Genomic DNA, 16,050 nt, shown 5'->3' with positions numbered 1-16,050 from the left:
TTCTTATGCATTTTTTAACTTAGGTATTGGTTAACTAGAGAGATGAAATTATATTACCTGTAATTTAAAACTGGCAACTAATGATAATTAAAGAGCGATTACACATATAAGCTAAATCTGTTTAAAACAGATGAAAATAGGGGCTATATACTTAAATTAATGAAGCACTTTATCTTACTAATATAATAAATTACTGTATTTAACATAATATAAATTATAGGTAGTTAATGGTTATTTAAAAAGGAGTGTTAATAACACCCCTTCAATGTCCAATACTAGACGGTATCGGACATAAGCACAGCGGCTATCATAAATTCATATTTTCTTAATAGCTGAATAAAACTTAATAAAGCTTAAATATTTTCCTAATCACTTAAACTTAAATAACCCATTTTAATTTACTGCTATATGAGTTTTAAACATTAGCAAATTATTATTCAATGCTTAGCAATCGTTCTGCTGTGTATTCGTTAGTAATTAAACCGCTGATCATATTAGACCTAACAGCGCCAAGTATTGCTAAAACTTTATCTTCACCAGCAGCAATTGCGTAAATTTGTTTATTACCTTCAATTTTTAAAGGCGTACTGGCAACACGTTGGTTTACCGTGCAATCAATTAGTTGGCCACGCTTATCGTAAACCCAGCTAATCATTTCGCCAACGGCTCCTAAATTTTGTAGCTCTTTAAGTTCTTGCTCATCAATAAATCCATCAATATGCAGTGGCGATTTTTCACCTAAGCTACCTACACCCACAAATGTAACATCGGCTTTAGTAGCCAGTTTTAAGTTACTGGTAATATTATGCTGTGCATGGAGTTGTTGTTTTTCTTCAATACTTCTTGGTAATACTGGCAATGGCATTGGATAATGTTTAGCATTAATATGCTCGGCCATTCTTACCACAACATCGTATGGTGACGCCGACCCATCAAGTGCCATATTACCAAGCATGGCCACTACTTTATGTTGACTACAATCAAGCGTTGGTAATTCATCAACACATGCACGTAGTACACGCCCAGTACCCATAGCTAAAATTTTTGGTGTTTCTGATTTTAAATGGCGTTGAATTTCTGCTGCGCCAGCTTGTGCTAAACCAACGGTAGAATTTGGATCTGATCCGTCACTTGGTACAACTTCACATGAATCTAATCCAAATCGATTTTTTATTTTTTCAGCTAAATCCATACATTTAGCAATTGGGTGTTCAAGCCTGACTTTAATTAGCCCTTGGCTTACAGATAAAGCGACCATTCGTTGTGCAGATTGGCGAGATACATTTAGCTTTTTAGCTATTTCGTCCTGGGTTTTACCGGCAACGTAATATAACCACCCTGCTCTTGCTGCATCATCAAGCTTACGTATTTCTGTATTTGATAGCTTTGCCACTTAAACCTCTTAATATCAAAGGATCGTTCGATAACTTTTAGAAAAATTACTAAAAATACACCGCAATTAATCATTTTATAATATTCGTAAATATATCATTGATTTATAAAATGCCGAAGCGCCACATTAAGTTAATAACCAATACTTTATACGTAAACGAGAGAGTATAAAGTATTGGTGTATTTTTACGCTTTAAGGTGCGGCGTTTTTAATAGTTAAGCCGTTTTTATCAAACCGATGTACTTTATGCTCAGGTGCACTTAAGTAAATAGTATCACCATATTTTAAAGGGCAATCACCATCCGCTTTTACTGTTACTGTACTGCCATCTTCGATAGTTACATGTAAAAAGCTTTCAGAACCTAAATGCTCTATAACACCTACAGTACCTTGCCAAGTACCAGAGTCAGAGGAAATTTCAAAGTGCTCAGGGCGTACACCTAAACTGTGTGTTTGCGCATTGCTATCGTTAGTTACATCAATAAAGTTCATTTTTGGAGAGCCAATAAAGCCCGCTACAAATTTATTTACCGGGTGTTGGTATAGCTCAAGCGGAGTCCCTACTTGCTCTATAATTCCACCATTAAATACTGCGATTCTGTCAGCCATTGTCATGGCTTCAACTTGGTCGTGAGTAACATAAATCATTGTTGTAGCTAAGCTTTTATGTAACTCAGATATTTCTAAACGCATATTTACACGAAGCGATGCATCTAAATTTGACAGTGGCTCATCGAATAAAAACGCCGATGGCTGCCTAACAATTGCACGCCCTATCGCTACACGTTGGCGTTGACCACCAGATAACTGACCTGGTTTACGGTCTAAGTAGTCTGTTAAATTTAATATTTTAGCGGCGTTCGCTATTTTAGACTCTATTTCAGCTGGGCTCACTTTTGCACGTTTTAGTGGAAAAGCAATATTATTACGCACGCTCATATGCGGGTATAAAGCATATGATTGAAATACCATTGCCAAACCACGCTTTGCAGGTGGTGTATGTGTTGCATCTTGCCCGTCTATTTCAATATTGCCACTTGTTGTGTCTTCAAGCCCAGCAATCATGCGTAAAAGTGTTGATTTACCGCAGCCCGATGGCCCAACAAATACAATAAATTCACCGTCTTTAATCTCTAAATCGAGAGGTTTTATTACGTTTACTTCATCAAAGTTTTTAGTTACTTTTTTTAGTGTGATGCTGCCCATGTGTGTTCTCCTACTTTACTGCGCCAAAGCTTAAGCCGCGCACTAATTGTTTTTGACTAAACCAACCAAGAATTAATATTGGCACAATGGCCATGGCAGAAGCTGCCGATAATTTGGCGTAAAATAACCCTTCAGGGCTTGAGTAACTGGCAATAAATGCCGTTAACGGTGCGGCATTTGCAGCGGTTAATATAAGTGTCCAAAATGCTTCATTCCATGCCAAAATTACGTTTAATAGTAATGTTGAGGCAATACCTGGTAAGGCAATTGGCAGTAAAACATGAAATATTTCTTCACCAATTGTTGCGCCATCCATGCGTGATGCTTCTAAAATCTCCCCTGGGATCTCTCTAAAATAGGTGTATAACATCCACACCATTATTGGTAAGTTAATTAATGTCATTACAATGACTAAGCCGAGCTTTGTATCAAGTAGTGCAAAGTCTCTGAATAATAAGTAAATCGGAATTAACACCCCAACAGGTGGTAACATTTTTGTAGAAAGCATCCACATTAGAAGGTTTTTAGTTTTTTTAGTTTGCACAAATGCCATTGACCATGCTGCAGGTACGGCAATCATTAGCCCTAATAAACTTGAACCAAGTGAAATTACAACCGAGTTCCAAAAGTGATCAAAATAAGGCGAACGTGCTAATACATCTTGATAGTTTTCAAGCGTCCAATCGAATGCAAATAACGCAGGGGTTGCTGAAATAGCTTCAGCTTCTGTTTTAAAGCTTGTGATTAGCGTCCATAAAATTGGGAAAAATATCATCCCGCTAATTGTCCACGCGGCAAGGGTATAAATTATTTTTGATTTTTTAGTTGATTTAATAGCCATGAATTAACCCTCCAAGTTTTTGCCAATAAGGCGCATTAAAAATATGGCTACTATGTTGGCAATAATAACTGCCACTATGCCCCCTGCTGATCCGCCGCCAACATCAAACTGTAATAGCGATTGGGTATAAATTAAGTAAGTAATATTGGTAGAGGCGTAACCTGGGCCACCACTTGTTGTTACTAATATTTCGGCAAAAATAGACAGTAAAAATATTGTTTCAATTAATATTACAGCGGTAACTGCACGTGATAAGTGCGGTAAAACAATGTAAAAAAACTTACTAAAAGGCCCTGCACCGTCTAAGTCTGCGGCTTCTAGCTGTTCGCGATCTAACGACTGAATAGCAGTAAGTAAAATAAGCGCTGCAAATGGAAGCCACTGCCAAGACACAATAATAATTATTGAAAACAAAGGCATTTGTGCAAAAAAATCAATTGGATCTAAGCCAAGCCAAAGGGCAAAGTGAGCAAATAAACCATTAACAGGGTTCATTAACATATTCTTCCATACCAATGCCGATACAGTTGGCATTACAAAAAATGGGGCGAGAACCATAATTCGAACATAGTTTCGCCCCCATATCGCTTGGTCAAGGAGAACAGCTAAACCTATACCACCACAAATAGTGATAGCTAATACACCAGTTACTAAGTAAAGGGTGTTAAAAAATGACTCAAAAAATGCCGGATCAGTTAAAAAGAATTCGTAGTTTAAAAACCCTACAAATTCTCGCTCTCCAGGAATGAGTAAGTTGTAATCTACAAATGAGAAATACAATGTCATGCACAGCGGTACTATCATCCAACCGAGTAATAAAATTACGCTAGGAAATAGCATCATGCGTGCAAGCGTACGTGACTGTGTCGTTGCCATAGTGTGGTGACCTTTAAAAAGTCAGCATTAACCCTAGTAAATACCCAATGTGGGGCTTACCAAATAATATAGTTAATGCTGACGAAAAATATGGGGTAAGTTAGGAGCTTACCCACCTACTTAATTATTTTGGGTAGCGCGCTTTTCGCATTGTGCGCTCAACAAGGCGTTGAGATGCATTAAGCGCTTGCTCAACGGTCATTTGCCCCGTAAGTGCTGCTGAAAATTGCTGCCCAACGGCGGTACCAATTCCCTGGAATTCAGGAATGGCCACAAACTGAATACCTACATAAGGTACCGGTTTAACCGTAGGGTTTTTAGGGTCGGCTGAATTAATTGAATCAAGCGTAATTTGTGCAAATGGGGCTGCACTCATGTATTGCTCGTTTTCGTAAAGTGAAGCACGCGTACCTGGTGGTACTTTTGCCCAACCTTTGTTGTCGGCCACAAGTTGGCTGTATTCTTTAGAGGTTGCCCAGCTAATAAATTTCATAGCAGCATCTGATTTTTTACTGCTCGATGGAATAGCAAGGGTCCACGACCATAACCAGTTACCACGTTTACCTAAGCCGTTGTCGGGTGCGAGCGCAAAGCCAACTTTATCGGCAACTTCTGAGTCTTTTTTGTTCGTAACAAATGCGCCAGCTACGGTTGCATCAATCCAAATAGCACATTTTCCAGTTTGAAATAACGCTAAGTTTTCGTTAAAACCATTAGCTGATGATCCAGCAGGACCCGACTCTTTCATTACATCTACGTAGTATTGAAGTGTTTCTTTCCACTGTGGTGTATTAAATTGTGGTTTCCAGTTTTCATCAAACCAACGTGCGCCAAATGAATTAGCCATTGAGGTAATTAATGCAACATTTTCGCCCCAACCTGCTTTACCGCGTAGACACAGACCGTATACTCCGTCTTCTTTATTGGTCATGGCTTTTGCCGCTTTTTGAATAAAGCTCCAGGTCGGCGCTTTTGGCATTTCAAGGCCGGCTTTTTCCATCAGATCAGTACGGTACATAACCATAGAACTTTCACCGTAAAATGGTGCAGCGTATAATTTGTTATCTATGGTTAAGCCACTACGAATAGCAGGCAGTAAATCGTCTACATCGTAGTTTTCGCCTAAGTCGTTAAGCTCGGTTAGCCAGTTTTGCTTGCCCCAAATTGGCACTTCATAAGTACCAATTGTCATCACATCATATTGACCGCCTTTTGTCGCTACATCAGTAGTTACACGTTGGCGCAAAATATTCTCTTCAAGTGTTACCCACTTTAATGAGATGTCTGGGTATTTTTGTTCAAAGTTATTACTTAACTCTTTCATGGTGATCATGTCACCATTATTTACAGTTGCGATGGTAATGGTTTCTTTTGCTACAGCATTACTAATAGCCATAACACCGCACGCTAACATTAATAATTTAGATTTCATCAGGGTAACCCTCATAAATTTGTTAAATAAGACGCTTAAATAATTCCACTGTTAAACGCCTTAGAAAATAAAGCGATAGCCAATATTCACACTATGAAAAATGTGAATACTGCATTTTTAAGCAAACTAATACTTGCTACTTATTTAAAATTTAACTGAGATTTCTGAGGTGAATCCGTCAAAACCTTTACCAATTTGGCCACCTGAGTTAGCACCTTCTTCCTGGTTTACATATTCAACTTTTAGAAGTGTGCTATCGTTAAACCAGTAACCGGCGGCTACTTGTAAACGCTCAACCGTATTGTCGTCTTGAGAGATAAGATCTGAAGTGTTTTCTGCTTCTGCGTAACGTGCTGCTACGTATAGTTTTTCAGGAATGATGTATTGTTGTGCTTCTACAACATAGTATTGTACTGAGCTTTCGCCCTCAATTACGCTATTAGAATCGTAAGTTGTGCCGTTTGCATCAGCTACGCCATTTGAATTACCAAAGTAAGTAATACCCGCAACTGCATTACCTGCTGAATCAGCAAAAGTAAAATCGTCTGATGATTTACCAAGCATTAAAATAACACTTGTTTGTGAAGTTGGTTGGTACGCTAGGTTTAATTGAATTGTTGTTTGATCAAGACCTGGCATTACACCTACGTGTGTATCACGCTCACTTGATGGAGAAGCAGAGAAGTTATAGTTTTCACCATCACCAAAACGGTAGTTTGTTGTAGTAACGCCATCTAGGCTAGCTACACCATTTTCAAAGCGCAATTGGTCTCCTTGATTTGCTTGTAAATAGTTAAGGCCAGCTTTAAAACCACCTTCAAATTCTAAAGTACCTTGAAGGCGGTAATTGTATCCTCTGTCTTCTTGAAATGCTTCGCCAAAGCTTGATGTAGTAATGTGACCGGTTACATTGTAAGAGCGGATCAAGCCACTATCATAGCTTTTAGTGTAACTAAGTTGTGCACCGTTTTCTGCAGTTGCGTAATCGGTCATCCCATTACCAATAAGTGCATTGGCTTGGTTATCAGCGCCATCTTGGAAACCTTTAAACTGAAAAGGTGATCCGCCAATGTTACCTAAACGAAGTGTAAGGTTTTCATTTTCTCGTAAATTATCAGTTAAACCTAATAGGTCAAACTCGACACCCGCGTAATCGTTATGAAATGAAAAATCCCGATCACCACCACCAAAGTCATTTGGCTCTTCAGCGATGTCTATATCTGCAGTAATAAATTCGTTGATATGAAATTTAAGCATTAAGTTAGCGCGTATGCGGCCAAAACCAGACGATTGTTCTTCATCTTCAGGGCGAAAAGCACCGTCTTTTGCTTGAATCGACTGGAAGTTTTGCATTGCAAGAAAGTTAACTTCAAGTCGATCTAAGTAATCTGAAACTTCTGCTTGAGCAGGAGTAGATGCTGCCATAGCAGCTGCAATTAAACTAACTGCAAATTTAGTTTTTTTATTATTTAACATTTTAAACTCTCTTTATAGTGTGTTGTGTTTATTCAGCGTGTTGAACCTATCAAAGCCTTACAAACAATTGCTGTGTAGGCAATTAAAGCTTAATGAGCATAAGCTCAACTGATGAGCATAATCACAAATAGATAATGTTACGTCAACGAATATTTATTACAAAGAATTTACAATGTGCATGAATAATAATTTAAAACATTAATTTTCAAGTAGTTGAGGATATATTTAAAAGATTATTAATTTTATATCTATGTCTAAGGTCTTGTATAAACGTAGATAAAATTGTTTGAATAGCCCTTTTTTGTTACTTCTGTTGCAAAATAAAAAAGAGTTAACATGTTAGGCATCAAGGTGTGTTGATCTTTAGTGGGCGAACTTACAGCAAACTGATTGGTTTTTAGGCAAGGCAGAGCCTATGTAGCGTGGTTATTCCCCATGAATAGGCAATAACGCAACATAAATACCAAGCATGCGCTGCCATTTAGGTTTTTTATAGGAACAATTAACTCTTTGTTGATTGGTTTTTACTTATTCTTACATGGGTATAAGCCAGTAGAGTAACGCAGAGCAGTTACCAAGCCCACTAGGTTACAAAACTCGCATCGCGATTTAATCTTCCTTAGATTGAACAAATTTCAATCCACGAAGTTCAATACGCCCTAGTAAGTATTGGCGCACAAATAATCTAGTTATTTATTGATGTGTTCTTGAGCTTATGGGGGGCTTAGCTTAGTATTGAGTAACTTTAGATGTATTTAAATTAGAAGTAATAACATATGGAATTTGTTCGCCCGTTAGAGCCTATCCTCATTATTGATGATGTTAAGGAAATTCGTGATTATTTAAATCAAATATTAACCGAGTTAGGCTTTGAAGATATTTTAGAAAGTGCAGATTTTAGCTCTGCTAAACCTGTTATGGATAAAAAATCCCCAAGCGTTATATTTGTAGATGTTGACCTTCCTGACTCTGATGGCACCGATATTTTAGATTACATTAATACTACCTACCCACACACTCACGTTGTTATGTGTTCAGGTCATAATAATCTCGAAAATGTACAAAACACATGGGAACTTGGCGCTAAAGGCTTTATTGCAAAACCATTTAATGCAAAAAAAGTAGATACGGTAATGAAGCGTCTTGAATTAATAGAATAAAATAAGGTGAGCATGCAAAGTACTGTTACAGCGATAATCGACGATCTGTCGAGTGTTATTTATGGAAAAAAGCAACAAATAAAGCTGGCTCTTACCTGCTTATTTAGTCAAGGGCATTTACTAATTGAAGATTTGCCTGGTATGGGTAAAACAACGCTTTCGCATGCGCTGTCGGCTGTTTTAGGGTTAACCTATCAGCGGGTTCAGTTTACGAGTGATCTATTACCAGCCGATATTATTGGTACTAATGTTTTTAACTCAAGCGAACACAGTTTTACGTTTCATAAAGGCCCTATTTTTAGCCAGGTAGTTTTAGCCGATGAAATTAACCGCGCGGGCCCTAAAACACAAAGCGCTTTACTTGAGGCAATGGAAGAGCAACAAGTAACCGTTGATGGCAAAAAATATTCCCTACCCGATCCATTCTTTGTCATTGCCACACAAAACCCTCTTTATCAGTCAGGAACTTACCCTTTACCAGAGTCTCAACTCGACCGTTTTTTAATGCGTATTAGTTTAGGTTTTCCTCCTAAAGAAGCTGAAAAGCGTCTTATTTTAAATATGCAAAAGCGCGATTATAGCAAGCTACCGCAGCGGATTAACCAGCAAGAATTAGCACAAATTCAAGCACAAATAAGCGACATAACACTAAGTAGCCCAGTGATTGACTACATAATTGAACTGGTTAATTACACACGAAACAGTAATGCATTTGCAGCGTCTTTATCTCCTCGTGCCAGTATGGCACTAGCTAAAGCAGCAAAAGCCTGGGCTTATATTGACGGACGTGACTTTGTAATGCCTGAAGATGTACAAGCTATTTTTGTAAGTGTGTGTCAGCACCGCTTAGGTTTACATAATGAATCTGGGGATGAGCAAGTAAATAGTATATTAAATGCTGTTTTGGTTCCGGTATAAGCTTTATGCCAAAAAAAGTAGCTAAAGGCCCTTCTTTATTTAAGTCATTTAAAACTCGTGTATTCAATAAATTATTAAAAAATAAGCATTTAAAAAACACTATTACACTAGAACATAAAACAATTTACGTATTACCTTCATCACTTGGTTGGTATTTTATAGTTGTAGCTGTATTAAATTTTGTTATGGGTATTAATTATCAAAATAATTTAATTTTGATAATGGCTTACTTAATGTTTGTTGTAATTATAATTGCTGTACTTATGGGTTATAGCAACGCAAAAGGTTTAACGGTCAAATTTAAAGACACGTTTAATAGTTTCTCCCCTCAAAAACCTCAAATAAAGTTTGAACTACAAAGCCCTAATGTGTGCCAATCAGTAAGCTTAACCTACCAAGGTACAGTACAAACTAGTCAACACGCTGATCAGGTAAGTAGTAATACTCAGCTATTATCACTGCCTTTACCTTATTTTTTACGGGGTAAATACGACATACAACGAATTAAAATTTCAAGTAACTACCCTTTTGGTTTAGTAAGTGTATGGAGCTACATTCAATTACAAACGTACGTATTTGTATATCCATCACTTGAAAAGGTGTTAAGTGATGCTCACGTTAATGCGTTAGACGAGCAAAGTGATAATGGTGTAGCTAAAGAAGTTGGCAGTGACGAATTTGAATCTCTCTTGCCTCACTTACCAGAGATGGGGCTACATAGAGTATCGTGGAAACATTATGCTAAAACGCAGCAACTTTTAGTAAAAGAATTCGTTGATTATAAAAAAGCGAATGCCCTATTTGATTTTACTTTTATGAATGGCGACACAGAGCAGCGCTTGAGTCAGTTATGTTTTTTAGTTTGCGAAGCAAGTGAGCAAAACACGCCTTTTATGTTAAAACTCCCAGGTAAAATAGTTAATACCAATACCGGACTTGAGCATAAGCAACATTGCTTAGCATTATTAAGCACATTTAAAGGTGGTGTGTAGTGCACGAAATTAAAAACGAAAAAGTTATTAATTACTCCATGTGCTTTATTTATGCATGTTTAGTCATATTTTTTATTGCTCATCTACCTGTCGTTTTTATAAGTGTTTTGGCTGTTATTTGTGCGTGGAACTTTTACTTAACCTATAACAATAAACCTAAGCCTAACTCTATTTTGGCAAACATACTTGCAGGCGCGGCATTGGTATTAATGTTATTGAGTGTTGGAATGTCCGATACTGTTATTTTGTTTGTAGCCATGTTAATGCTTTCGAGCTTATTTAAATTACTGCAGGCTAAAACTAAAAAACATTACCACATAATTACAACACTTACGTTTTTCTCGCTTTCGTCCGTTTATTTATTTAACCAAAGTATTTTAACCACACTTGCGGTGAGTGGTTTATACATTTTGAATTTTGCAGTACTTGGTTTATTAGAATCAAAACATAATTTAAAAATAGCCTCTAAGCAAAGTGGTAAATTACTACTATTAGCACTGCCCTTAGCAATCTTCTTATTACTGTTTTTACCTAAAATGCCGGCATTTTGGCAATTACCAGGACCAAAATTAGCTAAAACGGGGCTTTCTGAGCAGGTTGACCCCTTTGATATTGCAAAACTTTCCAACTCTGATGAGCTCGTCTTTAGAGCAACGTTTAATAACTCAGCGCCTAATGCTCCGTATTATTGGCGTGCAATTGTACATGATGAATTTAATGGCAACGCATGGCTTACATCGGACTTTTTAAAATACAATAATTTAAAATCAAACTCTAAAAATGATATTGATGAGCAATTTATTGCAACCTACTCTGTTATAGCCGAGCCTGCTTCGCAAAAATGGCTTTATGGGCTCTTTTATTCACGTAGCGAATCGCAAAATGTTGAATCAAATACATTGGGTTTATTGCGTAAAAAAAACTATCAGGCAAAAAGTTTACAGTACGATGTAACTAGTACACGCTTCACAAGCACGCCTCTTAATGACTTTGAAAACAAACGTTACACTTACCTCGCTCATAAAAAAAATGTTAAAGCGGCTTCACTCGCTAAAAATTTAAAACAAAATACGCAAACGGATCGCCAGTTTTATAATCATCTATTACAGCATTTTGTAGATAACAAATTTACTTATACTTTGACGCCAACCCCTATGAGTGGCGATAACACAATTGATCAGTTTTTATTTGATAATAAACGAGGTTTTTGCGGCCATTATGCAAGTGCCGCTGCGTATATTTTTAGAAGTGCGGGTATTCCAGCACGTTTAGCAAGTGGGTATTTAGGCGGAGAATTAAATTTAGATAACAGCACACTATCCGTTCGCCAATACGATGCACACGCTTGGGTAGAAGTATATATACAAAGTGAAGGCTGGGTTATTTTTGATGCAACAGCAGTAGTAGCACCTGAACGTTTAAACGGATCGCTTTCACAAAATGAAGCGCTAAATACAGAGTTTAAAACTAATTTAGATTTTGGTTTAGTTAGCTTAAGTAACTTCCCTGGCATTAATTGGCTGCGCTTAGAACTTGAAAACCTTGACTATCAATGGTCTAGTTGGGTATTAGGTTTTGATAAACAAAAGCAAAATGATTTTTTAAAATCGTTATTTGGCAGCCGTAATATTTGGTTGGTACCGCTAATAGTTTTACTTACTATCGGAATATGTTTTATAGCTTATTTTGTTTATTTAAACTTACCTAAACGTGCTACTAAATTAGCGCCTATGGTTAAAGAGTTTTACCAAATACAAAAATGGGCTCAAAAACAAAATATAAAAACGCCAGAGCACTTAACACCAAGCCAACAGTTACAAGTGTATATGGAACAATCCCCACAATCTGCGCAATCACTAAGCGCATTTAGCCAATTATTTAACCAAGTACGTTATGGTAAAAAATCGTTTACTAATGAGCGTAAAACTCAGGCTAAAGATCTGATAAAATTAATTAAAACATCCAAATAGAGAAAACTATGAATGCTGTTGTTATAGGCGTTATTTTAATGCTGGGGCTATCATTGGCCCGTGTAAATGTCATTGTTGCAATGACAATTAGTGCCTTAGTTGCAGGCTTAACTGCAGGTTTAGGTATAAAAGAAAGTGTTGATGCATTTAATTCAGGGCTTTCAGCTGGTGCAGAAATTGCGTTGAGTTACGCAATGTTAGGTGCATTTGCAGTCGCTATTTCTAAATCTGGACTGACACGTATCCTTGCCGATAAATTATTAGATAAAGTAAATGCAAAAGGTAGCACTAACCAAACGTTTTTGAGCTACTTTATTTTATTAATTATTTTAGGGTGTGCTATTTCTTCGCAAAACTTAGTACCCGTACATATTGCGTTTATCCCTATACTAATACCTCCCTTACTTGTTGTCTTTAATCAATTAAAATTAGATAGACGCGCAATAGCATGTATTTTAACGTTTGGATTAGCCACCTCTTACATGGTACTACCTTATGGTTTTGGTGGTATTTACTTGTACTCAATACTTCATAAAAACTTGGTTGATAACGGACTTGATATAGTCAATACACAAGTACCAATGGCTATGATTATTCCTGCAATTGGTATGTTTATAGGCTTACTCATCGCGGTATTTATTACATATAGAAAACGCCGCGAATACAATGCAATGCCTTTAACTACGCAAACTAAAAATTCAGACATTGAAAACCCTAAAAAAGTAATGATAGTTGGCTTATTTGCAGTGCTTTCTTCACTAATTGCACAAAATTTAAGTGGCTCAATGATTTTAGGTGGCTTAGTCGGTGTAATGATATTTAGTGTATTTGGTGTTGTGAAATGGGAAGAAAATGGCGACGTATTTAGCAAAGGCGTTGCGATGATGGCCATGATAGGCTTTATTATGATTTCTGCACAAGGCTTTGCGTCTGTTATGCAAGCAACTGGCGACGTTGCAAGTTTAGTTCACAGCGGTGCCGCTCTTTTTGATGGCAATAAACCATTAGCTGCAGGTGTTATTTTGCTAGTAGGCTTATTAATAACAATGGGAATTGGTAGTTCATTTTCTACAGTGCCTATTATTGCCACTTTGTTTGTACCTTTATGTTTAGACCTTGGTTTTTCAGTTATGGCAACCGCAGCCCTTGTTGGTACAGCGGGTGCTTTAGGTGATGCTGGCTCTCCAGCATCAGATTCAACACTTGGCCCAACATCTGGTTTAAATGCAGATGGTCAACACGATCATATTAGAGATTCTGTTATTCCAACCTTCATCCACTTTAACATCCCACTAATTATATTTGGTTGGATAGCTGCTATGGTACTTTAAGTACGCTTTAAATGAGGTATGGAACTGCCATACCTCTTCTACTTCCATATTGATAGAAACTTTTTTTATTTAGCTTGATTGCTTAGTTTATTCTATAGACACAATCAGTATGATGTGTTCTCTTTATCTGAAAATATAAGCACCATTTAGGTGCTCATATTTTTCTTAATAACTTTAAATAAAAAGTTATTCTTTAAATCCATTAAGCATTTTATCGCAGACTACTGGTGTTGGTCTGTGATCATCATCAACTGCTACAAATGTAAAGCTACCGCTTATAGCAGAGTGCTTATTATCTTTATGCATTGTCTCTAATAAAATATCTACATCTACCTTTAAGCTCGTATTACCAACATGCACTACTTTTGCTATTAACTCTGCAAATGTACCCGCAGGTATTGCTTCTTTAAAATCAACACGGTCAGAAGAAATAGTCACTAAAGGCTTTCTACAAAAACGAGTAGCTGCAATAAAAGCCACCTCGTCCATCCAAGCTAAAGCATCACCACCAAAAAGTGTATTATGGTGATTAGTACGACCCGGAAACACCGTTTTAGTAACCGATGTAGTTGAATCTTCTATTCGTTGTGCAATTACAGCATCACGCTCAATGTTAGTCATAGTCTCTACTTTTTATTTGCAAGGGTATCTTGCATTAGTAATGCAGGATCTAGACGTTCACCTTTCCAGTTAAAACGCCAATCTAAATGTGGGCCAGTAACACGACCAGTTGCACCAATTTCAGCTACTTTATTACCTTGAATAATTTTATCACCTACTTTTACATCTAACTTACTTAAATGAATATATGTAGAGGTAACACCGTGGCCATGATCAATAATTAAAGTGCCACCTGAATAATATAAATCAGGCTCAGCATAGACTACAGTTCCACTTATTGGTGCATACACAGGTGAACCTGTTTTATTAGCTATATCTAACCCAAAGTGAGGTCTGCGCGGCTCGCCATTGAAATAACGCTGGCTCCCATAAACACCCGAAATACGTCCCTCAGCTGGCTTCAAAACGGGATCTAAAAAGTATTCTAAGTCTGAATTTACTTCACGCGCTTTACGCACTGCTAAAGCTTCGCGGCTAATTCGAGCACTTACTTCTTTTGGTGGCGACACATATTTTTTTGCCACACCTGTAATTTTGTCAATTTTGTAGTCGCGCTTTGTTATTGCTAAGTGTTGAGTATGCTCTATGCCAGAGCTGTCTACCCAAGTTAACGTATGAGCAGTGTCAGCATCTCTGCCAAAACCAAATACAAAATGGCCATTTTTTGAAAGCTTTAACTCAGTGCCATCTAAAGTTACAGATTTAACATTATCTAACTTACCGGTAACCAAGCCACCTTGCGTAAGGTGCCCTTTTAGTTCAAGCGCCATCGCGTTAAAACTTGCAGAGGTAATTAGTGCTGTTGCCAAAAGTGTTTTAAGCATAACTAATCGATCCTTTTCCGACTCCTTCATAAGCCGTTATTTTTACGTCTTTATCAGGGTATTGAGCTTTTACTTGGCCAGCTACGTGCTCAGCAATACATTCAACCGTTGTATCAACAGGTAAAATATCGCATCGCGACTCACTAATGGCCATTTCAAAATAGCCTTGTGCAGATGTATATGCAAAACACACATCATCAGATTTAGCTGATACGTGTTTTAAATCTTTAGCATCAATTTTATCTTCACTCGTGGCTAGGTAAATATCTTCCCACTTTTGAGACCATTCTTTTTGCAGGCGAGGCATAGAAATACCATCAAGGCTAATACCTATTTGTGAACGATGGCCATGAATAATGCGCTGACAATTACCGTCGTGCTTTTTAAGCCCGTGACTGTAATGATAATAAAAACTTTGGCTATGCTCAGGTTTGAGTTCAAGCTCAATTTTTTCTATGTTGTCTGGTAATTTAGGTAAAATAGTAGCAATTAAAAATTCTGTTACCGATTCAACATTTACTTGCTCTGCATCTATCATGCAATAAGCTTGATGAGGAGCACTCATTGCTAAATGCTTGTTATCACCAAACGTACAATCAAGTGTTTTGTGATTTTCGAATTCATTAACTGAACCTGTAAGGCCTGATGGAATGGCTAATCGGTGATCAATACAGTCATCAATAATGCCTTTGATTTGCTTTTTAACTAAGCCAAAGTCTAATACCATAGACTCGTCGTTTAGCTTACCGTGCAAAGTTAAATCAACAATCCAGCTCTCGCCAACGGCGCCGCGTTTGTTACATAAGTAAGAAAAATCAATCACTGTTAGTGAGTTAACAAAAAGGATCATAAACTTCCTTTAAACTGGTTATAAGTCAGGGGTAATTATAATGATTTCTGATTGTAATTGCGCGGTTTTATAGTGCAAAAACCAATCGCATTGATTGATTGGTGATAAAACACGCAATTATTTGATTTTTTAACTGCTCCGAGTTGTTTAGCGTACAAGT

General features: G+C 37.2%; 14 protein-coding genes. 5 read left to right on the top strand and 9 right to left on the bottom strand.

Annotation, left to right across the window (positions count from 1 at the left end; all coding sequences use genetic code 11):
• Positions 1-433: 433 nt before the first annotated feature.
• The 6 genes from ATS74_RS16910 to ATS74_RS16885 all read right to left on the bottom strand — a co-directional run bounded on the left by ATS74_RS16910 (position 434) and on the right by ATS74_RS16885 (position 7,224).
• Positions 434-1,393, bottom strand: a complete 960-nt coding sequence (locus ATS74_RS16910; protein WP_058550037.1) for a sugar-binding transcriptional regulator — start codon at positions 1,391-1,393, stop codon at positions 434-436.
• A gap of 192 nt (positions 1,394-1,585) precedes the next feature.
• Positions 1,586-2,599 carry an ABC transporter ATP-binding protein gene (locus ATS74_RS16905; protein ID WP_058550036.1) on the bottom strand — a complete coding sequence of 338 codons (1,014 nt, stop codon included), beginning with the start codon at positions 2,597-2,599 and terminating at the stop codon, positions 1,586-1,588.
• Positions 2,600-2,609: 10 nt separating this feature from the next.
• Positions 2,610-3,440 carry a carbohydrate ABC transporter permease gene (locus tag ATS74_RS16900; RefSeq protein WP_058550035.1) on the bottom strand — a complete coding sequence of 277 codons (831 nt, stop codon included), beginning with the start codon at positions 3,438-3,440 and terminating at the stop codon, positions 2,610-2,612.
• A 3-nt stretch (positions 3,441-3,443) separates the two neighbouring features.
• Positions 3,444-4,316, bottom strand: a complete 873-nt coding sequence (locus ATS74_RS16895) for a carbohydrate ABC transporter permease (protein WP_058550034.1) — start codon at positions 4,314-4,316, stop codon at positions 3,444-3,446.
• A gap of 124 nt (positions 4,317-4,440) precedes the next feature.
• Positions 4,441-5,748, bottom strand: coding sequence for an ABC transporter substrate-binding protein (locus ATS74_RS16890; RefSeq protein ID WP_058550033.1), 1,308 nt, complete (start codon positions 5,746-5,748; stop codon positions 4,441-4,443).
• Between the two features lie 144 nt (positions 5,749-5,892).
• Complete coding sequence (locus ATS74_RS16885) at positions 5,893-7,224, bottom strand: hypothetical protein (RefSeq protein ID WP_058550032.1); 1,332 nt, start codon at positions 7,222-7,224, stop codon at positions 5,893-5,895.
• 776 nt (positions 7,225-8,000) lie between these two features.
• Between ATS74_RS16885 and ATS74_RS16880 the strand changes: the two genes are divergently transcribed.
• From ATS74_RS16880 to ATS74_RS16860, 5 genes are read left to right on the top strand one after another with little or no spacing between them, the layout of a single operon-like run.
• A complete protein-coding gene (locus tag ATS74_RS16880) occupies positions 8,001-8,384 on the top strand; it encodes a response regulator (RefSeq protein WP_058550031.1) in 384 nt (127 codons plus the stop codon).
• Positions 8,385-8,396: 12 nt separating this feature from the next.
• A complete protein-coding gene (locus ATS74_RS16875) occupies positions 8,397-9,302 on the top strand; it encodes an AAA family ATPase (protein ID WP_058550030.1) in 906 nt (301 codons plus the stop codon).
• A gap of 5 nt (positions 9,303-9,307) precedes the next feature.
• The gene (locus tag ATS74_RS16870) at positions 9,308-10,294 is read left to right on the top strand and encodes a DUF58 domain-containing protein (RefSeq protein ID WP_058550029.1); all 987 of its coding nucleotides are present in this window, start codon (positions 9,308-9,310) and stop codon (positions 10,292-10,294) included.
• Positions 10,294-12,264 (top strand): transglutaminase family protein, encoded by a 1,971-nt coding sequence (locus tag ATS74_RS16865; protein WP_058550028.1) that lies wholly within the window; start codon positions 10,294-10,296, stop codon positions 12,262-12,264. Before ATS74_RS16870 ends, ATS74_RS16865 begins: the two co-directional genes overlap by 1 nt.
• Before the next feature lie 8 nt (positions 12,265-12,272).
• Positions 12,273-13,595 (top strand): Na+/H+ antiporter family protein, encoded by a 1,323-nt coding sequence (locus ATS74_RS16860; RefSeq protein WP_058550027.1) that lies wholly within the window; start codon positions 12,273-12,275, stop codon positions 13,593-13,595.
• A 186-nt stretch (positions 13,596-13,781) separates the two neighbouring features.
• Here ATS74_RS16860 and ATS74_RS16855 read toward each other — a convergent pair whose 3' ends face one another.
• The 3 genes from ATS74_RS16855 to ATS74_RS16845 are packed head-to-tail and all read right to left on the bottom strand — an operon-like array spanning position 13,782 to position 15,890.
• Entirely contained in the window at positions 13,782-14,216 is a 435-nt protein-coding gene (locus ATS74_RS16855; RefSeq protein ID WP_058550026.1) for an acyl-CoA thioesterase, read from the bottom strand.
• Between the two features lie 5 nt (positions 14,217-14,221).
• Entirely contained in the window at positions 14,222-15,040 is an 819-nt protein-coding gene (locus ATS74_RS16850) for a M23 family metallopeptidase (protein ID WP_058550025.1), read from the bottom strand.
• On the bottom strand, positions 15,033-15,890 hold the full coding sequence (locus ATS74_RS16845; RefSeq protein ID WP_058550024.1) for a 6-carboxytetrahydropterin synthase: 858 nt from the start codon (positions 15,888-15,890) through the stop codon (positions 15,033-15,035). The genes ATS74_RS16850 and ATS74_RS16845 overlap by 8 nt, the downstream gene beginning before the upstream one ends.
• Positions 15,891-16,050 lie beyond the last annotated feature (160 nt).

It is taken from the genome of Pseudoalteromonas sp. H103, assembly GCF_001469205.1.
Classification (GTDB): Bacteria; Pseudomonadota; Gammaproteobacteria; order Enterobacterales; family Alteromonadaceae; genus Pseudoalteromonas; species Pseudoalteromonas carrageenovora.
This window is presented reverse-complemented; position numbering and strand designations above follow the sequence as displayed.